We start from the raw sequence: 22242 nt of genomic DNA, 5'->3' as shown, positions 1-22242 counted from the left end.
CTCCCTGTAGCAGTTTTAGAATGAAATGGAATTAAATATAACGATAAGAGCGAAATTGTCGCAAATTTAGCCATCAGAGTGTGAGTTAGCGCGTGTTACCCAGCGTTGACATCGCTTGGCGGTGGCGGAGAACGCGTGGCCGGGTTTACCAGTAGCGGCCAGTATAATGCTGGAGCCACGTCATCAATGGCATCAGATTGCCTTGCCAGTAGAGCGAGAAGCCGACCAAGGCCAGGCAGAGGACGCGTTCTAACTGATTACCCTGGCGGGTAACCAGCAGCGGCAGACGAAAACGCCAGCGGATCGGCCAGAGCAACGGCACGCCGGCTGGCGTCAACATATCGGCCAGCAGATGGCTAAGGTAACCGATGATCATCGCCTGGAGCGCATCGGCCGGGATCCCCCAACGAGCGCTAGGCCATTCGTGGTTGAGTAGATAGAGCGCCGCGGCGATGGCCAACAGGCTGTGGGTAAAGCCGCGATGGCCGAAGGCGCGAGCGATAGGCGCCGAGATCCAACGCAGGCGCTGGCCGAGCAGGGAGCGCGGATGATCGATATCCGGCAACAGACTGGTCAGTAGGGCGCCGGGGATCATATGCCACCAGTCACCGTGTGCCAGCACCGGCGTCACTTCGGCCTTCTTCGCCAAGATGATGCAGGCTACCGAGAAGAGGAGATGGCCTTCCGCCGTCATGAGAGTGCCCAATCTGAATACTGTGGATTTATCCAGAGTATCGTAGTCAGACAATTCTGCAATAGGTGACAGCGTCACCGATGGCTGTTTGCTGTATAAATATACAGAAAAGGAGCCTTTTTGTGCGGCTCCTGCGGTGATGTTCCCGGTGGGCGAGGCGTCAGGGCTGGAGATCGTCGGCGCGCAACTGCGTCAGGGAGGGCAGTTTGACCTCGGCTAGCGCCCAACGCGGGTCGGCGAAGACACTGGCGGCGGGTACCACGATCGAACGCATACGGGCCGCCTTAGTGGCGATCATGCCGTTAAAGGAGTCCTCCAGCGTGACGCAGGCCAGGGGATCGCTAGCGAGCGCCTCGGCGGCCCGCAGGTAGACTTCCGGGTGCGGTTTGCTGTGCGGCAGATGCTCAGCGGAGGCGACGTGATCGAAATAGGTCTCCAGGTCGAACATCTTCAGCACCTCATGCAACATAGGCAACGGCGAGGCTGAAGCCAGACCGATACGTAGATCCTGTTGCCGGCACAGGCGCAATGCCGCTTCTACGCCGGGCAGCAGGGGACGCGTCTCACGCACCTGTTCTAACACCCGATCCAGGATACGTTGGCACACCGTCTGTTGGCTCAGACCGCGCCACGGTTGACGCTGATACCACAGGCGAACCACCTGATCGATGCGAAGACCCAGCGTCTCCGGCACCTCATCGTGTATGTTTAGCCCCAACTCGGCAAAGATCTCCAGTTCGCTGCTTTGCCATAACGGTTCCGAGTCTATCAATAAACCATCCATATCGAAGAGGGCGGTGGTGATGCGTCCAGTACTCATGATGCTCCTTGCACGGGCAGAAAGTCGGTGCGCTTACTGTACCATTCACTATGCTTTTGTTTAAGCAGATGATGGGGACGCCGCTTAGCCGTGTGTGCGGGCCAGCCTCTGCCGATTGCGTCGCCGGGCATAGCCACGTAGACTGCGCGGCATTGATTGAAGAATTAGGTAACTGAGGGGTGTGTATGACCTATCAACAGGCCGGTTGGATGGCGATCGCCAAGCGTATCTTGGGCTGGATAGTGTTCATTCCTGCGCTATTATCGACGTTAATTTCGTTGTTGGGCTTCCTGTACCAACACAGCGAAAAGCAGCAGGGCATCAATGCGGTGATGCTGGATTTCGTCCATGTGATGATCGACATGGTGCGCTTTAACACGCCGTTTCTGGATCTGTTCTGGCGGCATGCGCCGCTGCCGGTATGGGGAGAGGGGATCACCACCAGCAATGTGTTGTTCTTGGTAATCTACTGGTTAATCTTTGTCGGCATGGCGCTCTGTAGCTCCGGAGCCCGTATGACGCGCCAGGTGCGCCATATCCGTGAGGGACTGGAGGATTACCTCATCCTCGAACAGGCCAAAGGCGAGACGGGGCAGACACGTGCGCAACTGGAGCAGCGTATCGTCATTCCGCACCACACCATCCTGCGGCAAATCTTCCCGCTTTATCTGTTGCCGCTGATCCTGCTGGCGCTCGGCTATCTGGTGCTACGTCTGCTGGGGATGCTATAAGCGCGGTCAAGCCTTAGCGCCTGACCGTCGCAGGCGAGCGGGATGCGGGCTAGGCCGCATCGTCGTGCATCAGCGCCTCGATGGCTTTGCTCGCCAGCTCCAGATGGGGACCGGCGAACAGGTTGCACTGGTTGAGACGGTGATAGAGCTGGTAAAGCGGCTGACGTTCGATAAAGCCCCGCGGCAACGGCCAGACGCTCTGATATCCGTCATAGATCTGCGGCGGGAGTTGCGTATAGAGCGGCAGCAACGCCAGATCGCATTCGCGATCTCCCCAATAGCAGGCGGGGTCAAAGATCACCGGCCCCGCCATGCTAAGACCCATATTGTCCGGCCACAGATCGCCATGCAGCAACGCCGGTTGCGGCTGGTGATCTTGCAGTCGTGTCCGGACGCGCTCGACAATCTGATCGATATCGCCAAAGGTGATGCCTTTTTCCGCCGCTAACTGAAGTTGCCAGCCAATACGCTGTTCGGCGAAGAAAGTCGACCAGCGCCGTTGCCAGGCGTTGGGTTGCGGGGAGGTGGCCAACAGGTTATCGGTGTCGAAGCCAAACTGCGGTTGCTCTCCCCAGCGGTGTAGCCGTGCCAGCTGTTGGCCGAACAGATAGGCGTGATGTGCGTCCAGCGGACGTATCGGCAAGTACTCCAACAGTAAAAAGCTGACGTCGCGGGTGCTGCCGACGCCATACACGTGCGGCGTGCGCACCGTCGCGCTCCGTGCCAGTAGGGCTAGCTGGTCGGCTTCCGCCTGGAAGCTGTGTAAAAAGTCGGGGGTATCACACTTGATGAAGACGCTACGCTGCCCATCGCTGATCCGCCAGGCGCGATGTACCGTGCCGCCGGGGAGTTCAAGACGCTCCTGTACGGTGAAGGTCTCATTGAAATGGCTGCTTAATAGACGGCTTACGGCTTGCCACATGGTTTACCCCCTCGACGTTGGCGGAGAGACGAAACGAGCGCGCCGCCTGCCGGCGTACTCTTGGAAACCGGATGCGATGTTGCGTACTTAGTCGTGTTGTGAGGCGTTGCGCGCGTCGGCGCGCGCCAAGCGCCGGGCGGCGAAGTAGTCGTCGCGCCGCCATGCTTCGACGTTGAGCGGCTGCCCCAGCGCCTGTTGCCCCAGCGCCTGAGCTAGGCGCTCAACATCAGACAGAGCCTGCACGCTGGTCAGGGCGTAAGTATCGGCCGCCAGCCGATGGGGGATGCCATCGGCATCGGCGACCGTCGTGGCGAAACCGGCCTGCTGTAATGCCTGACGTAACTCCGCGTGGACCGCCTCGTCGTCGGGCAAACCCATTAATCTGACGATATAGCAGGTAAAATTGGTTTGGCTCATGGCATACCTCAGCGACTCGGCGAATCTTCACAAGAATAGACTAAAAATGTGTGCAAAAAGGTGAAAGGCGCAACAAAGCGTAAAAATCAGCTAGCCATGCGCCTTTTTTTTCTGGCACCATTCACCAACCTAATTATTAACCCTGTATTAAGAGGTGCCGTAACGGTGAAGATTCGACTCGGTTGTATGTTGGCGGTATTGCTGCTGGCGGGTTGCGCCAAACAGCATACGCCGGCGCCAGCCAAGGTAACGCTCAATCAGCATGGCGGGGGATTTTTACGGGATTCGGCCGATATGGATCTGGCGAACGACGGCGAATTTGCTACCTATATTCGCAGTGCGGCCAACACTTATAACGTGGATGAAACCTTGATCAAGGCCATCATCCAGGTAGAGTCGGGCGGGAATCCCCGCGCGGTGAGTCGCTCTAATGCTATCGGCCTGATGCAGTTAAAGGCATCGACCGCCGGTCGTGATGCTTACCGCAAGAAAGGGCGCTATGGACAGCCGACCACCCGTGAACTGAAAGATCCGGCGGTGAATATCGATCTGGGTACCGCCTATCTGAATATCCTGAAGAACCAGCAGTTGGCCGGCATCACCAATCCCGAGACCATGCGTTATGCGATGATTGTCGCTTACGCCAACGGGGCGGGTGCCATGCTGCGTACCTTCGCCCGTGACCGGGATGCGGCGATCGCCAAGATCAACCGCATGACGCCGGAACAGTTCTGCCAGTATATTCGTAAAAAGCATCCGGCCGCCCAGGCGCCGCGTTACTTATGGAAAGTCAACAACGCCTACCTGGCGATGGCGCGTTGATTCAGGCTCTGTCCTGACTGTGGTTAGCCCCGGATCGATTGTCGGCTAACCACAGTCATCTCTTTCGTGCACCGTTCGTGGTTGGCGCACACCGCTTGTCCCTCACCGAACCTTCCCCAGAGGAACCTCGACCATTGTCGTGATCGTCGGTTTTTTATGCTATAAAAAAGGGTTTTTGTGACTTTTCACGCAAAATTTTATATCATTGCCGCCGTAGTTATTCTGCCACCCTTTGCTCACCGCTGTATGACCTCCGCATTTGCCACGTCAGTGCCGCTAGGATGACACCGCATCCGCCGGATGGTCGCGTGTGGGCGGGGGGCAGTGTGTCGGGCAGAACTGGATGTCTGCATTAGCCTATCGTCCGTATAACCAAGGTATGAAGAATTAATGACCGTACTTGCTACTGATGCCGGGCAGAGCGCCACTCCGCGGCTGTCCCGCTGGAATAAAACCGATACCGTCTGGATGTTCGGACTGTATGCCACCGCCGTCGGGGCCGGAACGCTGTTCCTGCCGATTAACGCCGGACTCAATGGGCCGCTGGTGTTGATCCTGATGGCGTTGCTGGCTTATCCGTTGACCTATTTACCTCACCGGGCGCTGTGCCGTCTGGTCCTCTCCGGTAGCCGTCGCGACGGCGACATCACCGATGTGGCGGAGGAGCACTTTGGCACCTTGGCTGGCAAGGGGATCATGGTGCTGTATCTGTTGGCCTTTTTCCCCATCGTGTTGGTCTACAGCATCTCCATCGCTAACGCCTTGGAAAGCTTTCTGATCCACCAGTTCCAGGTGACGCCACCGCCGCGTCTATGGCTAAGCTTCGGCGTTGTGGCACTGCTGGCCTTGATCTTGAGTACCGGTCGGGAGACTATCGTGGCGGCGATGGGGGTCTTGGTGTTTCCCTTGATCATTTTCCTGCTGGGGATCTCACTGTACCTGATCCCTTACTGGCAGCCGGGAGAGTTCTTTGCCGGGTTGGGGCAGACGAATCTGGCCGATCCCACGTTATGGCATTCGTTGTGGTTAGCGGTACCGGTGATGGTGTTTTCTTTTAGCCATGCACCGATCATCTCCTCTTTCGCCTCTAGCCAACGTCAGCTGTATGGCGAGCAGGCGGAGCGCCGTTGCGCGCGCATCATGCGCTACAGCTATATTCTGATCTGTGTCAGCATCTTGTTCTTCGTGTTCAGTTGCGTGATGAGCCTGTCCTATGCAGATATGCTGGCCGCCCGCCAACAGAATATTACGGTGCTCTCGAGCTTAGCTAACCGCTTCGCCAATCCGCTGATCGCCTACTTGGGGCCGGTGATCGCCATTCTGGCGATGTCCAAGTCTTATCTTGGCACCTCGCTGGGGGTTACGGAGGGGGCGACCAGCCTGATCGATGGACTGTTCCGCGGCGTTGGTCGGCCGGTCTCCTCCCGGGTGACGAATCGACTCGCGGCATTGGTGCTGTTTCTGGTTACCTGGCTGGTTACCTACCTGAACCCGAGTGCGTTACATATCATCGAAACGATCAGCGGCCCGCTGATCGCGGTGATCCTGTTTATCCTGCCGATGTATGCCATTCACCGTATTCCTGCGATGCGCCAATATCGCTCGGCGAGTAACCCCTTCGTCTTATTGATGGGGCTTATCGCCTTGTCCGCCTTAGTATACAGCTTGCTATAAGCGAGCGAGGCCAGCGTCCAACGCACCCGTCCGCTATTGGCGGGTGCGTTTTTTCTGCCAGGGTGCCGGATGGGGAGCGATGCAACGGCGTCCGAGAGGAGCGCCGTCAGCGCGGATCTGATGCCGCCGTCGGGGTGAGGATGCGTGGCGCGATCTGCTGCAACAGCGCCTGCTGGTGGCTAAAAATGATCATACCGAGGGGGCGACGCTGGCACTCTTGCAGCAAGTAATGCCAGATATCGCGTTGGATCGCCGGATCTAACTGGGCGGTGATCTCGTCGGCAATCAGATAGCGGGTGCGGGGATCTAACGCCCGCAGCAGGGCGATACGTGCCAGTTCGCCGCCGGAGAGTTGGCTCGGCTTGCGTAGCAGCCACTGCGGCTGAATATGTAGGCGCGCCAGGATCGTGGCATCGGGACGCCAGGCATCATGCAGGGCGGCACCGGTGGTACGCCAAGGATTGAAGGTCTGTTCAGGATGCTGTGGTACCAACTGCACTGGGCAGTAACCGCGCGGGGGAAGGGGATGGCCATCGAGCAGAACCTGACCCGCGGCGGCTTTCTGCCAGCCGGCTAACACGCGGCCCAGCGTAGTCTTGCCGAAACCGCTCGGGGCGCTGATACCCACGCGTTCACCCGGTTGGAGGTGTAGGTTGAATCCTCGCCACAGCCATTTTCCACCTTGCTGGATGGCCAGATCATGACAACTCAGCATCCTACCACCTCCGCCGTCGGGAACAGGGCGACGCGCTCTGGCAGGGCCTGCCATTGTCGCATCAGGCGCGCGCTGATCTCCCCGCGCTGTAACTGGGCCCGGCTGACGCTATCGCATACTTCTCCCTGATGCAGGGCGACGATGCGATCGGCGTAGCGCGCCGCTAGCATCAGATCGTGCGTCACCCACAGAATACCGCAGCCCTGCTCGCAGAGCCGGCGCAACTGCTGCAACAGTTGGCAGGCCAACGGCTCGTCCAACCAGGCGGTGATCTCATCAGCCAGAATGTAACGGGCGTGACTGAGGGAGGCGTGGCAGGCTAACACCCGCTTCGCCATCCCGCCGGAAAGCTGGCGTGGATAGCGCTGCATCACCGCCGGATCGAGCTGACTCTGGCGTAGTACGGCGCTAGCCTGCTCGCGATCCCAATGTTGCCCGGCCAGATGGCGGGTTCGCTGTAGATGGCGCTCGATATTGAGCAGCGGATTCAGCGCCGCGATCCCCTGCGGTACATAGCACAAGGTATGACCGCGCAAGCGACGGCGACACGCGGCGGAGAGCGGTCGACCATCCAGGCTCAGGGTACCGTGACTGCGCAGGTTGTCGGGCAGCAGATCAAGGGCGCACTGCAACAGCAGGCTCTTGCCCTCGCCGCTGCCGCCGACCAGCGCCACCAGTTCGCCGGGAGCAACATCCAGCGAGATGTTACGCAGCAGCGGCGACCAGCGCCGCGCGCCATACCAGCGGTAGTGGGCCGCCTCTAGGGTAATAGCTTGAAAACTTAACATGCTTCACTCCTTAGCCACAGCCGCTGTAACGCGTGGGCGAACTGATCGAACAGCAACACCAACGTCAGCAACATCAAACCGGGGAACACCACCAGCCACCAGTTACCGTGGCTGATAAAACGCAGGGCGTCGGCCAATAGCAAGCCTAGCGATGGTTCGTGCGGTGCCAGGCCGAAGCCGAGAAAACTGAGCGCGGCGCTATGCAATACGGCGTGCGGAAACATCAGCAGGGTGCCGGTCAGCCACTGCGGCAACAGCGCGGGCAGATAGTGATGGCGCCAACAGTAGACGGGGCCGTTGCCGATGCGCCGCGCCAGGGTCAGATAGTCACTATGCGCCACCCGCTGCGCCTCGGCGCGCAGGATCAGCGCCAGGCGCGGCCAGTGGGTCAGCGCCACCGCCATGATCACCCCACTCTTACCGCCGCCGAGGGTGAAGCAGATCAGGATCAGCAACAACAGATGCGGCAGGGAGAGGAGGGTGTCCGTCAGCAAACGCATCAGCGTATCCAGCCGCGTATCTAACTGGGAGAGCGCCGCCATCAGCAAGGCGATCAGCCCGCTGCATAGCGCTGCACCGCTGCCGATTTGCAGGCTGGTCAACGCACCTTGGAAACTGCGTAACCAGAGATCGCGCCCCATGTTGTCGGTACCGAACCAGTGGCGGGCGCTGGGCGGCTGATGGCGCGCCAATAGATCGATAGCCAGACTCTGATCGAGCGAGTCGTAGGCGTACCAGGCGATTAGCAATAAAAGAAAGGACGCGATAAACAGACGCGCCAGGGTGGGGGCGGGATTATACAGCATCGGGTCGCTCCAGTGCGCGGTTCATGCGGCGGATCAGCCAGGCCGACAGGGTGTTGCCGCTAAAAACCAGCAGCGTACTGAACAGGACGATCCCCATCAACAGCGGGACGTCGCCGCGTAGTCCGGCGTCGATGGTCGCCTGCCCCAAACCCGGGTAGGCGAAGACCTTCTCCGCCAGCAGTGCGCCGCCGAGCAGTTCGCCGAGGGAGGCGAATTGCAGGCACAAGGCCGGGGTGATGGCGTGGCGCAACACCTGACTACGTAACAGCGACCATCCCCGATCCCCCTGGGCACGGGCGAAGCGGACGAAGTCGCTGGCCATCACGCTGGCGATCTTCTCCCGCGTATGCAAGGTGATCTGCCCCATCCCCAACAGGCTGAGGGCGCACACTGGCAGAACCAGGTGGCGTAGGCGCTCCGTCCAACTGGCGCTGGCGGCGTCACCACCCGGTGCCCAGGCGCAACAAACCGGCAGCAACGGCCACTGGACGGCGAACAACGCCAGCAGCAACAGGGCGATCCAGAAGGTCGGCAGTGAGGAGAGCAGGTAACTCAGGCGGCAGATCAGACGATCCGGCCAACGGTGCAGATAGCGTCCCGCCAGACACCCCAAGCCAAGGCCGGCTAGGCCGGAGAGCAGCCAGGCGCTGGCCAACAGGGCGAAGGAGGTGGTGAAACGTTCGCCGATGACGCTGGCAACCGGGGCGTTAAACAGCATCGAGTAACCGAGATCGCCCTGTAGCAAGCGCAGGAACCAGTGGCCAAAGCGTTGCCACAGGGGTTGGTCGAGCCCCCAGCGTGCGGCGATCTTGGCGTACTGTTCCGGCGGAACGTGCAGCAGATCGTTGCCGATATAGGCACGAATAGGGTCGACCGGCGAGAAGCTGAGCAAAACAAAGGTGCCGGTAGCAACCAGCACCAGAAGTAAAGCCAGCCGCAACAGCGGAGCAAGCAGACGCATCATTAACGGCAGGTCCAGGTCCAATCATCCAGGTTATTCAGCAGCGACCAACTACCGTGGATCTCCGGTGCGCCTTTGCCGAGATCGATGCACGGATTGGCCAGATAGGTATGCTGGATATTGAGTAGCCATGCCCAGGCGGCATCGCCTTGCACGCCGGCCCCCTGTTTGCCATCCCATTCGACCTGTTGCCAGAAAGGTAACGCCTGACGCCAATCGGGGGCATCCACCGCTTGTTGCAGATGACGCTCCACCGCCGGATTGCTGTAGTAGCCGGGGTTGTAATACTCGACGCCGGCGGCTTTCGCGCTGTAGTGGTGATACAGCTCCATCGGATCCAGACTGCCCCAGCCGAACAGGGTCGGATTGGCATGCATATGACGCTCGACGGTCTCCCAACTACCGGACTGCAAGGTGATGGCGATGCCCAGCGGTTGCAGCATGGCGCGCACCGCTTCGGCGATATCGCGCCGGGTGCTGTCGCCGCTGGCATACCACAGGGTCAGACGTGCCTGCCGGCCATCTTTTTCTCGGATGCCATCTTTCCCCGGCTTCCAGCCGGCCTGATCCAGAATGGCCTTGGCCTTGTCCAGGTCGCCGTCTTTAAAGGCGATGTCCGGGTTTTGCCACGGTAAGCCCTGTACCGCACTATAGGCAGGGATCGCGTGCCCCTCCATCAACTGATCGGCCAGTTGTTGGCGGTTAATCGCGTAGTTGATGGCGCGCCGGATGGCAACATCGGCGGTCACGTCGTTGCCGATGGGATTACCCTCGGCATCTTTTTTCCCGGCCGGCACCATCGGGAAGACGATGCCGCGGTTCTCCACACTGTCACGCACCCACAACTTCAGGTTTTTCTGTTGCGGCGCGACCGCCATCGACGGGGCGATGCGTACCAGATCCAGTTGGCCGCTCTGCGCGGCGGCGTAGGCATTGTCTTCATCGAGGAAGACGAACACCAGACGGTTAAAATCGTTCTTCTTGCCCGCGTAATAAGGGTTCGCCTCGACGATCAACTGTTGGCCTGGCTGGAAACTGACCAGACGATACGGGCCCGCCCCGATCGGCTGCTTGGCGAAGGTCTTGGCGTTATAATGGTCGCTGGGGACAATCCCCAGGGAGCCGAGCACGTTGACGAACGTGCTCTGCGGCGCACTCAGGGTGATTTCGACACGGCGATCATCCAACGCGCGGGCCTGCTGAAAGTTACCCATGTCGATCTTGCCACCGCTTTTCGCCGCCTGATTATAGGTGAAGACCACATCTTCGGCCGTCAGCGCGGAGCCATCGGAGAATTTCAGGTCGGGCTTCAGGGTTAATACCCAGGTCTTCCCGTCTTGGCTGGTGGTGACTTGCTCCGTCAGTAGATCGCCCCAACTCATGTCGGCATTCTGGCGTAACAGCGGGGCGTGCAGCAGGAAGTAGCTGCCGTGGCTCCACCCCAGCATCGGGTCGAAGCCCTCGCTCGGTTCGGCCCCGATAGCCATCTTCAGGGTATGGTTGGTCGCCGGTTGCTCGGCCTGAACCGGTACGGCGAGTGCCAGGGTAAGGGCGGTGGAAAGCAGGGTAAATCTACCGATTGTCATCATTATTCTATCCCAGGGTTATTTTTTATCATCTGAGCGACCTCATTGTCGCTGCATGGCAACGCGCGCGTTAGGGAGCACACGCAACGGCGCTTGTTATAGCAAAGCCGTCGCCGGGTAAACATGATTTAGAACAGGTAAAGTATGCAGTTTACCAGTCTTTTGCATACTGATGTATAGAAAATAAACGTTATGACGTGGGCGGAAACTGATTTTGGCGCACTCATCGCCATCGGGCGGAAAAAAGCCTGGTCCGCTAGCTGGATTAATAGTGCGGCTAATTCCATACTAGAAATGAATACATGATGTTGCCGTATGTTCGCTGGCCAAGAAGGAAACGATGATGGACTGGTATCTGAAGGTTCTGAAAAACTACTTTGTATTTTCCGGCCGGGCGCGCCGTAAAGAGTATTGGTGGTTCGTGTTGATCAACTGCATTATCTCCGTGGTCTTGGCGATGGTGCAAAACGCGCTGGGTTGGAGCTTTGAGAATGGTGAGGGGGTGTTGACTATCGTCTATAGCCTGGCGGTCTTAGTACCCTCTATCGCTGTTCTGGTGCGCCGCCTACATGATATCGGCCGTACCGGCTGGTGGGTATTGATCGGTTTGATCCCCTTGCTCGGTTGGTTGGTATTGCTGGTCTTTACCGTCTCCGATAGCCAAAGCGGGAGCAACGCTTACGGCCCTAATCCGAAAGCGCTGGCCTAATGGGTCGCCTAGCGGCGCCGTGTGCGCCGCCTTCGGCAATCTTTGTTCATCGCCCGTCACATTTTGCGCCAGATGTTATATCTTGAAACAATGCCGCCAGAAGATTAGCAAGCGCCGGGTTGGCCGGACGGCACTTTCTGCGTACCCTTAGACACCGAGTTCAATCCGTTACGCCGTATCGCAGTCGCCCTCGGTCGCCTGTGCATGCCGCTCGTGTCTCCTTTGCATGAATCTGTTAAAAGACGCCATCCGTGATCATGGTGCCGAGTCGGCGCTGTTTCTGCGCCGCACGCTGATAGCGTTGGTCGTGGTGATCCTCTGCTTTGCCGTGCTGATCGCCAACCTCTACCACCTTCAGGTGCAGGATCATGCCGAATACCAGACCCGATCCGATGAGAATGACATCAAGACACTGCCGGTCGCACCGGTACGTGGCCTCATCTACGATCGCTACGGTACGCCCTTGGTGGAGAACCAGACCCTGTACCAGATCTCCCTGATCCCGGGCAAGACGCCACACCTGGCGCAAACCCTCAAGGCACTGACCCCGCTGGTGGGGTTGACGCCGCAAGAAATTGACGATTTCCATCAGGCGATGAAGCATGCCCGGCGTTTCGCCGAGGTCCCATTGAAAGAGGGCCTGAGCGAGCGGGAGGTAGCGCGCTTCGCGGTCAACGAGTTCGCCTTTCCCGGCGTACAGCTTTCGACCTATCAGCAACGCTATTACCCCTATGGTGCCGAATTAGCCCACGTGGTGGGGTATGTCTCCAAGATCAACGATCGCGATCTGCAACGGCTCGACGCCACGGGGCAATTAGAAAACTACTCCGCCGATCATGATATTGGCAAGCAGGGCATTGAGCGCTATTACGAGTCATTGTTGCACGGCAAGACGGGCAGCCAAGAGGTAGAGGTCGACAGCCACGGGCGCATCGTGCGTTACCTGAAAGAGCTGCCGCCGCATGCCGGGGCCAGTGTCTATCTGACCCTCGATCTACCGTTGCAGCACTTTATTGAGCAACAACTGAAAGGGCAGCGCGCGGCGGTGGTGGTGATGGATCCGCGCGATGGCGGCATCCTGGCGATGGTCTCCAGCCCGAGCTATGATCCGAACCCGTTCGTGAACGGCATCTCCTATAAAGCATACAATGCCCTGTTGCATAACCCGGCGCTGCCGCTGATTAACCGCGTCACCCAAGGGATCTACCCGCCGGCCTCAACGGTCAAGCCTTATATGGCCAGCGCGGCGTTGTTGGCGGGGGTGATCACCCCACAGACCACCTTCTTCGGCGCGCCGACCTGGACGTTGCCTGGGACGCACCGGCGTTACCGTGATTGGCTCAAGAGCGGTCACGGTATCTTGAATGTGGTGAAAGCCATCGAGGAGTCGGCGGACACCTTCTTCTACCAGGTCGCCTACGAGATGGGCATCGATCGTATCCATCAATGGATGAGCCAGTTTGGCTATGGTCAGCTGTCTGGCATCGACCTGGATGAAGAGGCGCGCGGTGTCTTGCCCGATCGCGCCTGGAAGCTGCGGGTACATCATAAACCGTGGTACCAGGGGGATACCGTGTCGGTCGGCATCGGCCAGGGATACTGGACAGCCACGCCGATCCAGATGGTGAAGGCGCTCGGGATCTTGATCAATAACGGTAAGGTGGTGACGCCGCATCTGTTGTATGCCGTGCAGCGCGGTCAGCAGATCGTACCGTACCGCCAGAGTCACTTTCGCCAGATAGCCACGCCGACCTCGCCGGTGTGGGACATCGTTAAGCGGGGCATGTATGGCATGGCTAACGATCCTAACGGCACCGGCTACAAATATTTCCATACCGCCCCCTACCAGATCGCCGGGAAGTCGGGAACCTCGCAGGTCTTCGGCCTGAAACAGAACCAGGTCTATAACGCGAAGATGATCCCGGTACGGCTGCGCGACCATATCTTCTATACCGTCTTCGCGCCTTACCCCCATCCCCGCATTGCCATGGCGGTGATCCTGGAGAATGGGGGCGGCGATGGCGTGGTGGCGGCACCGGTGACACGCGCCATTCTCGACTACCTCTTCCGGCCGAGCAGCAACGCGCCGGTCATGGCGTCCGTCGCCCCCGGGGCACGGAGCCAGGCTCCGCTTGCCGCCCGCGGAGCGAGCGTCTCGAACCAGGCGACGCCGACCGCCTAAGCCACGTCACGGCTAGAAGAGCCAGGTGAGCAGAACCAGAGGAAAGCTCATCGGCCAGGTCAGACCGATTAACAGGGCCGAGAGTAGACGTATCTTAATCGAGGGGTCGCGCGAAGCGAAAAACGTCACCAACGCACAAACGAGTACGCCGATACAGTAGGCCGTCTTGATCAACGCCCATATTTCGGAATGCATGTGTAACCTAATAATAAATGGCGCCGCCAACCGGACGGCGCAAGGCGGCGCGTCAAGGCACCGCTAAGCGAAAATTAGCTATGTATCGGACTATGATGGCAAATTTTACCCGCTACGCCAAGGGGAAGGCGTAGCTCGGAAAGGGGGCGCAGTGCCAAGAAGCGGCAAGCAGGCCTGACAGCTGCGCCGCCAGGCCTGGGGCGATTAACGGATCACCAGGACCGCGCTGGTGGCGTGGCGTACCACCGAGGCCGCCGTCGATCCCAACAGATAGGTGGTAATGTCGGGACGGTGGGAGGCGACGATGATCAGATCGGCGGCGATAGACTGCGCCTGTTCCAGAATGCGATCGCGCGGCGCACCGATGGCGACATGGCAATCTACCCGGTCATCCGGTAGGTTGAAGCTGGCAGCGACTTGCCGTAACCCCGCCTCGGCATGACGCAGACGATCGGTTTCCGACGGATAGTGGCCGACCGGTAGCGACCCCATGCCATAGAAGCTGCTCAGGGGCGGCAGTACGGCAAGGAAGTGGATATGGGCGTCCTCTTGCTTGGCGAAATGTTCTACGTGCGGGATCACCAGTCTGGACATGTTATCTTCACTGAGGTCGATGGGAACCAGAATGGTCTTGTACATACAATCTCCTGTTTTTTAGACAAAAGTAAAGTAATCACTGATGCTATAGCTAAGTGTAGTCCGTTTTTTTCATCGCGGCGGGTGGCAAGGGAAATAAAGCCGCAGAGGGCACCGCGCTCTATGCCGCCGCGCTGTCGAGCGCGGTGCGATTGTGATAGCGTATAGTGCATGTTGTGCCATGAGATAAAGCGCGTGAGTTAAAGCGGACGAGCGCGTTAGCTGACGCAATGGAAGTCGCTCTACTGTTGTTATTGCACGATGAGGCTGTAATAAAATGAAAGACGCACTCTTGTTTAACCAGGCTTGTGAATTGATCGGCTTGGCGGTGATCCGCCTGCATCAACATGGTTTAACGGTGAATACCAGCAATATCTTAGCGCATCTACAGGCCCATCAGGCGACGGCGAAAGAGAATGCGGATACGCGCCAGCAGCAGATCGCCGAGATGGCGATCGATGTCCTTGGCGATCTCTAACGCCCGGCAACGCGCCGAGGCCATGGCGTTGTCGCTGCTCTGGCATCATAGGCCGTCGCGGCCTGCCGCCTTTAGCCAGAAATCCTGTTGGCAGCGGTTGTGAAAGGTCTTCTCCCGCGGTTGGATGGTGAGACCGGCGTCCTCGAGCACCCGCCAGCGGATCAGGCAGGCGGGGCATTGCGCCGCTGTGTCGGCGGGGGCAAGCTCCGCCTCATACTCCTGTTGCAATAGTACACCGTTTGCAAAGCGCCACTGGCTCAGCGTCAGTTGCACCTCGGCGGACGCATCGATTCGTATCGTGCGCCGTTGTAGCCGGCGGCGCATGCCGAGCGGTGTAGGTGTCAGCGCGTGGCACAGATAATCGACCAGTCTCTCCATATTGTTCTCCTCGCTGCCGTGTTACCCGCGATGTTACCAGCAAATCGATTGCCGGTTGCACCCGGCGGGGCGGCGTGATGTCCATGGCCGCAGTACACGGGCTATCTCTTGAGCTTAGGCGAAAAAGCGCTAACGTAGAGCGGTGTCATGACTCTCGTGGCGACAGTATAACAACAGCTATTATCCATCACAGATCTTCACTATCAATCGACGAAGGAGCGCAGAATGAAAACGATAGGATTGCTTGGCGGTATGAGTTGGGAAAGCTCGGCGGAGTATTACCGTATTGTGAATCAAGGGGTGCGTGACCAGCTCGGGCCGACCGCCTCGGCGCGCGTGCTATTGTGGTCTTTTAATTTTGCCGAGATCGAGGCGTTACAGCACCATGGCGACTGGGAGACGCTCACAGAGCGGATGGTCGATGCCGCGCAACGTCTGCAAAATGCCGGCGCGGAGGTCTTGTTGATCTGCACCAACACCATGCACCGTATGGCACCGGCAGTGGAGGCCGCATTATCCATCCCATTGATTCATATTGCAGATCCGACGGCTGAGGCCATCAAGGCAGCGGGCTTGCGCAAAGTGGGGCTGTTGGGTACCGCGTTTACCATGGAGCATGACTTTTACAAAGGACGGTTAAGCGAGCGGCATGGGCTAGAGGTGATCGTCCCCGAGGCGATGGATCGTGCCACGGTACATCGCATTATTTACCATGAACTGGTCGCCGGTCAGATCCATCCGCAGTCGCGCGCGGCCTATCGCCAGGTGATCGCGCGCCTCGTTCAGGCTGGCGCCGAGGCGGTGATCTTAGGCTGTACCGAAATCATGTTGTTGGTTCAGCCGGAAGATAGCGCGGTGCCGCTCTTTGATACCACCGCGCTGCATGCCGCCGCCGCCGTCGAGGCCGCGCTTCGTTAAGCGCGCTCCCCGCCGCAGGCGGAGAACGTTGCGCGCGGCGCGCCATGGACAATACGCCTTAGTTGAACTCGTAGTTCACGCCGACATTATATTCGACGCTGTTATCATTGAAGGCGGCGCCGGCTTTCGCCGCGAACTGCGGGTTAAAACGGTAGCCGACCCCAACGGCTAGCGCTTGTTGATCTTTGTATCCGCCCAAGGCGGCGCTAGCATTAAATTTACCGACATGATAAGGCTGAAATAATCCAGCTAGTGCGGCATTTTTGGCCGCGATTTGCCGGAGTTCGTGACGATTGTTGTCGATTTGGTTCTGCATGCCGCCGAGGCGGCGGTTGACGTCATTTTGCCAGTGGTTAACCGCCTGCCATTCGCGATTGATGGTCTGGCGGTTCTGACTGATCTGCTGATCATGCTGCACGAGGCGCGAATCATGTTGAGCGATGGCGCTATGGTCGCCTTGTTCGGCCTGTTGAACCTGTTGCAATTGGCTGACGTTGACGGCGTCGGTTTGCTCGGTGCCGGCGGCGACATGCGTGAGTTGTCGACTCTGTTGCGCATTACCGAAAGAGACGCTCTGGCTACGTTGATTGGTGCTGTTCTCGCCGATACTGACGGCATGGCTGGCACTGACCGAGGCCTTGTTGCCGAGCGCGACGCTGCTGACGGCGTTAGCCGCAACGCTGGCATGATTGCCGATAGCGCTACTGTAAGCGGCCTTATTCGCCACGTGGGCATTGCTACCTAACGCGATGGCGGCGCTGGCGTTGTTGCCGATCTGGCTGGAGGCGCCGATGGCATTGGCAGCGGTCGAATGACTGCCGATGGTGGCCGTATCCCCCAGGGCGTTGCTGCCGCCTGAATAGTCATTGATCTTACTTTCGATGCCGATGGCATTGCTACCGGTATTATGGCTGCCGATCTCGCTCTTCCAACCGATGGCGTTGGCACCATCGGAATCACTTTGGATGGCGCTACTGGAGCCGATACTGGTCGAATAAGGGCTCGAGCTGATCGTGGTCGCAATGCCGATGGCGATGGCGGTGTGAGATTGGGTGTTGGAATGCGATCCGTTACCGATGACGATGGAGTTCTGGCCATCGGCTTGACCGCCGCCCGCTTGGTAACTCCCCAAGCTGGTTGAACTGGTTGAACTGGTTGAACTGGTTGAACTGGTTGAACTGGTTGAACTGGTTGAACTGGTTAAACGGCTGTCGCTGTGGTCGAGAGGGGCGCGAGCGGCATAGGTTAGTGGGGAGGTGAAAGGAAGTAGGGACAACCATAAAATAACGTGACAGTTTTTCATTATTGGCAGCCAACTATTTATTCAGGGTGAAAGAGGGCGGCCCATCGCTCACGAGCGAGAGGCTGAGCGTCATCACCTGATCGAGTGGTGATGGTTCGGTCTATATTTAGGCAAGCGCTGGCGAGCGTAATGTACGCAAGGGAACAAACAGTGGGGATGCCTTCGTCGCGAGGCAATATACGTTTCGCTATCCGGGGTGACCATATCAGAAATTTCTCGCATCATATGCGACAAAGTTGACTTATGTTCGAGCAAGGTATTTATATAAGTGCTATTTTTAGCATAAACATCTAATATTTTGCTAATTGACAAATTATCTAAAAATAATCTCCCTGGCGTTATTAATTTTAACGATAAAAAAGTGCCATCCACGTTATTTATTGGTTTGTTCCTTTTGTCTCTTTATTAATATTTTCTAACACTTTGTAATATTGTGGCTTTGTTTTTTGGCGCTAAACGGCATGCGTATCAAGCAGGTATTGGCGAAGCTGACGCTCTTATGTCGCGCGTCTGTGGGGCAGAGAGCGAGTCATACGGTACGCCTGGCATACCAGGACGTCACTCGCACTCTGTTATCTGGGGGGCGAGCGTGTTGGCGTTAGGCCGGCAGGTAGCGGACGGAGTGCTCTACGCTGTCGCCCTGAGCATCGATGACCAGACTCCATAACCCGTTAAAGGGAATGCTGAGATAAACCTCTCCCGAGGTCTGCTGCTGGCGCGGCGCGGCCGGTGCGAGACACTGCAAATGGGGATTATCGTCGCTGGCCAGGTGTACCGAGAAGGCGTGTGCACAACGCACGATGAGTGTATCGCCACCGAATAGATTGAGGCGGGTATGGATAACCGACATAGCGTTTCTCCTACAGCAAAAATTCAACAGGCGCCGAGAGGCAATTTATTGTGATAACCCTCACATAAGTGAGTTTTTATAGAAGCAAAACCCGCGTGAATAAATAATGACCAATATCAATTTTTGTGTAGGTAGTTGACGCGATTTATAAAGGAATGCATCCAATAAGAAATGCTTATTATTCTGTTGGTTGGCTTAATTTTGACGCAATATATTGCATAGAATGGAAGTGGTAGTGTCTGCTGTGGTTTTTATGGTGTAAATCAGTAAAAATGCACACAATGATATTAGAGCGGGATCCGCCGTTAGCGGATCCCGCGGCGGAATTAGCGTGCCAACCAACCGCCGTCGACGGCCAGGGTGTAGCCGTTGACGTAATCGGAGGCGGATGACGAAAGGAAAACCACCGGGCCCATCAGATCTTGCGGCAGACCCCAACGATTCGCCGGGATACGCTCCAGGATCGCCTGGTTGCGCGCCTCATCGCTGCGTAGCTGCTGGGTATTGTTAGTCGCCATATAACCCGGAGCGATAGCGTTGACGTTAATGCCGTGTTTGGCCCACTCGTTGGCCAATAGACGCGTTACCCCCATGACGGCGCTCTTTGATGCGGTGTAAGAGGGGACGCGAATACCGCCTTGGAAGGAGAGCATAGAAGCGATGTTGATGATCTTGCCGCCCTGGCCCTGAGCGATAAACTGGCGCGCTACGGCCTGAGAAAGGAAGAAGACGCTCTTGATGTTCAGGTTCATCACATCATCCCAGTCCTGTTCGCTGAAGTCGATCGCGTCCTGGCGGCGGATAATGCCGGCATTGTTGACCAGAATATCGATGTGGCCGCAGGTTGCGACGGCCTGGGCGACCAGATCCGGAATGACGGCCTGATCACGCAGGTCGGCCGTCAGGCTGACGAAAGTCCGTCCCAAGGCGCGCACCTTGTCGGCGGTCTCCGTCGGCTCGACCACATTGACGCCGACGATATCACAGCCGGCCTGTGCCAATCCCAGCGCCATGCCTTGTCCTAGACCGGTATCGCACCCGGTTACCATGGCCACTTTACCCTGTAGAGAGAATGCATCCAGAATCATGAGTCTTGTCCTTTAGAATTAGAGTGCGGCCAGCCCTAGCGGCCGACCTGCGGGTGAATAACGTTACCGGGTTAGCGCAAGTCGGCGATGGCGAGATGGTCCATGTCATCAAAGACCTGATTTTCGCCCACCATGCCCCAGATAAAGGTATAGGCCTGAGTGCCAACGCCGGAATGAATCGACCAGCTCGGTGAGATCACCGCTTGCTCGTTATGCATGATGATGTGGCGGGTCTCCTGCGGCTGTCCCATCATGTGGAACACGCAACTGTCCGGCGCCATATCGAAATAGAAGTAAACCTCCATGCGGCGTTCATGGGTATGGCATGGCATGGTGTTCCACAGGTTGCCTTCGGCCAGTTCGGTCAACCCCATCGAAAGCTGACAGGTCGGTAATACCTCCGGCACCATATACTTATTGATGGTACGGCGATTACTGGTCTTGGCATCGCCGAGCGTCTGCGGCGCGACTTCTGCCTGGGTGATCTTACGTGTCGGATAGTGGGTGTGCGCCGGGGCGCTGTTATAGTAGAACTTGGCCGGGTGCGCGGCATCAAGGCTGCTGAAGGTCAACTTACGGGCCCCTTTACCGACATACAAGGCTTCGCGGGTGCCAATCTCATACGTCTCACCATCGACCAAAATCCGTCCGGGACCGCCGATGTTGATCACCCCCAGTTCCCGGCGCGCTAAGAAATAGTCGACACCGAGCTGTTTTCCAACCTCATCGCCTATGGCGACCGTGTGCGTCAGCGGCAGGATCCCCCCGACGATAATACGATCGATATGGCTGTACACCATGGTGTAACGATCCGCCTCGAAGATCGTCTCGATGAGGAACTCCCGGCGTAGGCCGGCGGTATCTAACTGTTTAGCGTGATCGCTGTGGATGCTTTGACGGACTTCCATGCTGGTTACCTCGTTATGCTCAGTCATGCCTGGCGACGCCCGGCGCGACAGCTGCCGGCGTCGTCATCAGATGGCAGGATCCTAACGCAATCCCACACGAGCTTCAATCAAAAATGAAATGCCGTTTTGATTTTTTAGAATCGGTATTGCATTTATGGCGGGAGATCACACTTTTGCCACCGTATGCGGGGAGGCGAACGCTTGCGCTAAGATAAGCGGAGAGGGGCTAGACACATCACGAAAAAAATAAAAACGAATTAATACAATTAATTTGAATTAATTTACTCATATTTACCTTGTATGAGGCATTGAGTTATAAGCTAAATCTATCAGACGTCCGTCGTACGGAGAGCAGCACCACGCGGTGGTGGCGTTCCGGCGAGGGTGGCGCCAGTCGAGGAGTGAGCGTTAAGGAGCCATAATGAATAAGTTAACTGTGATTGCGCTGGCGGCATCGCTGGCCTTGGGAGTGGGATCCGCCTGGGCACAGCAGTCGGACGACGATACCCCTCCCTGCTGGCAAGATGGCGGCATGATGATGGGGTATGGTTACCATCACCATAATATGATGTGGCGCGATGGGCATGGGCCGCGCCACTGGGGAATGTTTGCCGGACTGAACCTGAGCGACGCTCAACGCCAACAGATGCGCGATATTGTCCGCCAGTATGCCAATGAGAATGATCGCGCGGCATGGAATGAAGATTTTAAACAGCAGCAACAGATTATTACCGGCGATAAGTTTGATGAAAATGCCGTACGCGGCCAATTGGACGCGGTCAATCAGCGCCACAACCAACAAATTCTGCAACGGTTAAAGATGGAACATCAAATGTACAATGTGTTAACGCCGGAGCAGAAAAAAGCCTTCAATGCGAATGCCGAACAGGGATGGCAACAAATGCAGCGTTGGATGCAAGACTAGTCAGACGAAAGGGACAGCGTCGCGGCATGAGTGGTTCTCTATACCAGGAACGCGTGGGCGTTCCTGGTTTTGTTCGGGAGAATCCGGCTTGTCCACCGACTAATGCCCATGCTTGACTAGCCACGCTAGCGTTCATCCACACCGCGCTACTCGCAGTCCTTCAAGCGCATTATGCCGGCCGGCGTGTGTCTCGCGGCGCGGCTGACTTAGCGGGAACGCGCCGCTGACGACGCGAGAGATTGCCGCCAAACCATCGTCAGCGGCGCCTTGGGCGAGAACGATGGTGTGCGCGTTGGCTGAGGATAGTGCATCTCCCACCTAATGAGCCGAAGCGCCGTCATCATATCGGATGATGGCGGGGAGGTTTTGGGCTCGTGGGGCGCGTGTCCAACGGCGCTACAGTCTCCGTGGATTACGGCGTCATCGTATCGCTCAACCGCTCAACCGCTCAACTACTGGGTGCTTAAATTACCTCGCTATAGAATGGCCGGATTAGCCGGTCGGCGGGGGTGTGCGGTGGCGTGTCGCCGGCTATGCCATCCGCGGCTTATCCCGTCTCCAGATAGCGCCGCCAGCGCGCACTAACATTACCTCGCTATAGAATGGTCGGATTAGCCGGTCGGCGGGGGTGTGGCGTGGCGTGTCGCCGGCTACGCCATCCGCGGCTTATCCCGTCTCCGGATAGCGCCGCCAGCGGCGCTAACATTACCTCGCTATAGAATGGCCGGATTAGCCG

Annotated in this window: 24 protein-coding genes; 8 read left to right on the top strand and 16 right to left on the bottom strand. The window is 57.8% G+C overall.

What is annotated here, in order from left to right; translation table 11 throughout:
- Positions 1 to 145: 145 nt before the first annotated feature.
- Together EHO01S_RS15895 and hxpB are read right to left on the bottom strand one after the other, a co-directional pair.
- The gene (locus tag EHO01S_RS15895; protein WP_024524892.1) at positions 146 to 694 is read right to left on the bottom strand and encodes a metal-dependent hydrolase; all 549 of its coding nucleotides are present in this window, start codon (positions 692 to 694) and stop codon (positions 146 to 148) included.
- A gap of 160 nt (positions 695 to 854) precedes the next feature.
- The gene (hxpB, locus tag EHO01S_RS15890) at positions 855 to 1514 is read right to left on the bottom strand and encodes a hexitol phosphatase HxpB (RefSeq protein WP_024524891.1); all 660 of its coding nucleotides are present in this window, start codon (positions 1512 to 1514) and stop codon (positions 855 to 857) included.
- Between the two features lie 185 nt (positions 1515 to 1699).
- Here hxpB and EHO01S_RS15885 point away from each other — a divergent pair, with 185 nt between their 5' ends.
- Positions 1700 to 2245, top strand: coding sequence for a YniB family protein (locus EHO01S_RS15885; protein WP_024524890.1), 546 nt, complete (start codon positions 1700 to 1702; stop codon positions 2243 to 2245).
- A 49-nt stretch (positions 2246 to 2294) separates the two neighbouring features.
- Here the strand turns inward: EHO01S_RS15885 and EHO01S_RS15880 are convergent, their stop codons facing one another.
- Together EHO01S_RS15880 and ghoS are read right to left on the bottom strand one after the other, a co-directional pair.
- Positions 2295 to 3167 (bottom strand): fructosamine kinase family protein, encoded by an 873-nt coding sequence (locus EHO01S_RS15880; RefSeq protein WP_024524889.1) that lies wholly within the window; start codon positions 3165 to 3167, stop codon positions 2295 to 2297.
- An 87-nt stretch (positions 3168 to 3254) separates the two neighbouring features.
- Positions 3255 to 3584, bottom strand: a complete 330-nt coding sequence (gene ghoS / locus EHO01S_RS15875) for a type V toxin-antitoxin system endoribonuclease antitoxin GhoS (protein ID WP_024524888.1) — start codon at positions 3582 to 3584, stop codon at positions 3255 to 3257.
- Between the two features lie 165 nt (positions 3585 to 3749).
- Here ghoS and EHO01S_RS15870 point away from each other — a divergent pair, with 165 nt between their 5' ends.
- On the top strand, positions 3750 to 4406 hold the full coding sequence (locus tag EHO01S_RS15870) for a transglycosylase SLT domain-containing protein (RefSeq protein ID WP_024524887.1): 657 nt from the start codon (positions 3750 to 3752) through the stop codon (positions 4404 to 4406).
- Between the two features lie 390 nt (positions 4407 to 4796).
- On the top strand, positions 4797 to 6080 hold the full coding sequence (locus tag EHO01S_RS15865; protein ID WP_024524886.1) for an SLC5/6 family protein: 1284 nt from the start codon (positions 4797 to 4799) through the stop codon (positions 6078 to 6080).
- A gap of 106 nt (positions 6081 to 6186) precedes the next feature.
- Here the strand turns inward: EHO01S_RS15865 and EHO01S_RS15860 are convergent, their stop codons facing one another.
- The 5 genes from EHO01S_RS15860 to EHO01S_RS15840 are packed head-to-tail and all read right to left on the bottom strand — an operon-like array spanning position 6187 to position 10939.
- A complete protein-coding gene (locus EHO01S_RS15860; RefSeq protein WP_024524885.1) occupies positions 6187 to 6795 on the bottom strand; it encodes an ATP-binding cassette domain-containing protein in 609 nt (202 codons plus the stop codon).
- The gene (locus EHO01S_RS15855) at positions 6789 to 7583 is read right to left on the bottom strand and encodes an ATP-binding cassette domain-containing protein (RefSeq protein ID WP_024524884.1); all 795 of its coding nucleotides are present in this window, start codon (positions 7581 to 7583) and stop codon (positions 6789 to 6791) included. Before EHO01S_RS15855 ends, EHO01S_RS15860 begins: the two co-directional genes overlap by 7 nt.
- Positions 7577 to 8389 carry an ABC transporter permease gene (locus tag EHO01S_RS15850; RefSeq protein ID WP_024524883.1) on the bottom strand — a complete coding sequence of 271 codons (813 nt, stop codon included), beginning with the start codon at positions 8387 to 8389 and terminating at the stop codon, positions 7577 to 7579. The genes EHO01S_RS15855 and EHO01S_RS15850 overlap by 7 nt, the downstream gene beginning before the upstream one ends.
- Complete coding sequence (locus EHO01S_RS15845; protein WP_024524882.1) at positions 8379 to 9353, bottom strand: ABC transporter permease; 975 nt, start codon at positions 9351 to 9353, stop codon at positions 8379 to 8381. Before EHO01S_RS15845 ends, EHO01S_RS15850 begins: the two co-directional genes overlap by 11 nt.
- Positions 9353 to 10939 (bottom strand): ABC transporter substrate-binding protein, encoded by a 1587-nt coding sequence (locus EHO01S_RS15840; RefSeq protein ID WP_071991044.1) that lies wholly within the window; start codon positions 10937 to 10939, stop codon positions 9353 to 9355. The genes EHO01S_RS15845 and EHO01S_RS15840 overlap by 1 nt, the downstream gene beginning before the upstream one ends.
- Before the next feature lie 340 nt (positions 10940 to 11279).
- On the opposite strand from EHO01S_RS15840, the gene EHO01S_RS15835 reads away from it, so the two are divergent.
- Positions 11280 to 11645 (top strand): DUF805 domain-containing protein, encoded by a 366-nt coding sequence (locus EHO01S_RS15835; protein ID WP_024524880.1) that lies wholly within the window; start codon positions 11280 to 11282, stop codon positions 11643 to 11645.
- A gap of 226 nt (positions 11646 to 11871) precedes the next feature.
- Entirely contained in the window at positions 11872 to 13827 is a 1956-nt protein-coding gene (gene mrdA / locus EHO01S_RS15830) for a penicillin-binding protein 2 (RefSeq protein WP_024524879.1), read from the top strand.
- A gap of 12 nt (positions 13828 to 13839) precedes the next feature.
- Here the strand turns inward: mrdA and EHO01S_RS15825 are convergent, their stop codons facing one another.
- Complete coding sequence (locus tag EHO01S_RS15825) at positions 13840 to 14022, bottom strand: GhoT/OrtT family toxin (RefSeq protein WP_024524878.1); 183 nt, start codon at positions 14020 to 14022, stop codon at positions 13840 to 13842.
- 204 nt (positions 14023 to 14226) lie between these two features.
- Positions 14227 to 14661 (bottom strand): universal stress protein UspF, encoded by a 435-nt coding sequence (gene uspF / locus EHO01S_RS15820; protein ID WP_024524877.1) that lies wholly within the window; start codon positions 14659 to 14661, stop codon positions 14227 to 14229.
- A gap of 274 nt (positions 14662 to 14935) precedes the next feature.
- On the opposite strand from uspF, the gene EHO01S_RS15815 reads away from it, so the two are divergent.
- A complete protein-coding gene (locus EHO01S_RS15815; protein WP_024524876.1) occupies positions 14936 to 15136 on the top strand; it encodes a DUF2767 family protein in 201 nt (66 codons plus the stop codon).
- A 45-nt stretch (positions 15137 to 15181) separates the two neighbouring features.
- Here the strand turns inward: EHO01S_RS15815 and EHO01S_RS15810 are convergent, their stop codons facing one another.
- On the bottom strand, positions 15182 to 15514 hold the full coding sequence (locus EHO01S_RS15810) for a hypothetical protein (RefSeq protein WP_024524875.1): 333 nt from the start codon (positions 15512 to 15514) through the stop codon (positions 15182 to 15184).
- A 225-nt stretch (positions 15515 to 15739) separates the two neighbouring features.
- Between EHO01S_RS15810 and EHO01S_RS15805 the strand changes: the two genes are divergently transcribed.
- Positions 15740 to 16432: an aspartate/glutamate racemase family protein gene (locus EHO01S_RS15805; protein ID WP_024524874.1), complete on the top strand. Its 693-nt coding sequence runs from the start codon at positions 15740 to 15742 to the stop codon at positions 16430 to 16432.
- 58 nt (positions 16433 to 16490) lie between these two features.
- On the opposite strand, the gene EHO01S_RS15800 is transcribed toward EHO01S_RS15805, so the two are convergent.
- From EHO01S_RS15800 to kduI, 4 genes are all read right to left on the bottom strand, one after another.
- Complete coding sequence (locus EHO01S_RS15800; protein WP_071991043.1) at positions 16491 to 17735, bottom strand: YadA C-terminal domain-containing protein; 1245 nt, start codon at positions 17733 to 17735, stop codon at positions 16491 to 16493.
- A 598-nt stretch (positions 17736 to 18333) separates the two neighbouring features.
- On the bottom strand, positions 18334 to 18585 hold the full coding sequence (locus EHO01S_RS15795; RefSeq protein ID WP_024524872.1) for a hypothetical protein: 252 nt from the start codon (positions 18583 to 18585) through the stop codon (positions 18334 to 18336).
- Positions 18586 to 18911: 326 nt separating this feature from the next.
- Positions 18912 to 19673 (bottom strand): 2-dehydro-3-deoxy-D-gluconate 5-dehydrogenase KduD, encoded by a 762-nt coding sequence (kduD, locus tag EHO01S_RS15790; RefSeq protein WP_024524871.1) that lies wholly within the window; start codon positions 19671 to 19673, stop codon positions 18912 to 18914.
- 71 nt (positions 19674 to 19744) lie between these two features.
- Entirely contained in the window at positions 19745 to 20581 is an 837-nt protein-coding gene (kduI, locus tag EHO01S_RS15785) for a 5-dehydro-4-deoxy-D-glucuronate isomerase (protein WP_024524870.1), read from the bottom strand.
- A 421-nt stretch (positions 20582 to 21002) separates the two neighbouring features.
- On the opposite strand from kduI, the gene EHO01S_RS15780 reads away from it, so the two are divergent.
- Positions 21003 to 21506, top strand: coding sequence for a Spy/CpxP family protein refolding chaperone (locus tag EHO01S_RS15780; RefSeq protein ID WP_024524869.1), 504 nt, complete (start codon positions 21003 to 21005; stop codon positions 21504 to 21506).
- The last annotated feature ends 736 nt before the right edge of the window (positions 21507 to 22242 follow it).

Source organism: Edwardsiella hoshinae NBRC 105699 = ATCC 33379 (genome assembly GCF_000474215.1).
In the GTDB taxonomy this organism is placed as follows: Bacteria; Pseudomonadota; Gammaproteobacteria; order Enterobacterales; family Enterobacteriaceae; genus Edwardsiella; species Edwardsiella hoshinae.
The sequence above is the reverse complement of the archived record's forward strand: the minus strand, read 5'-3'. Positions and strand labels throughout refer to the sequence as shown.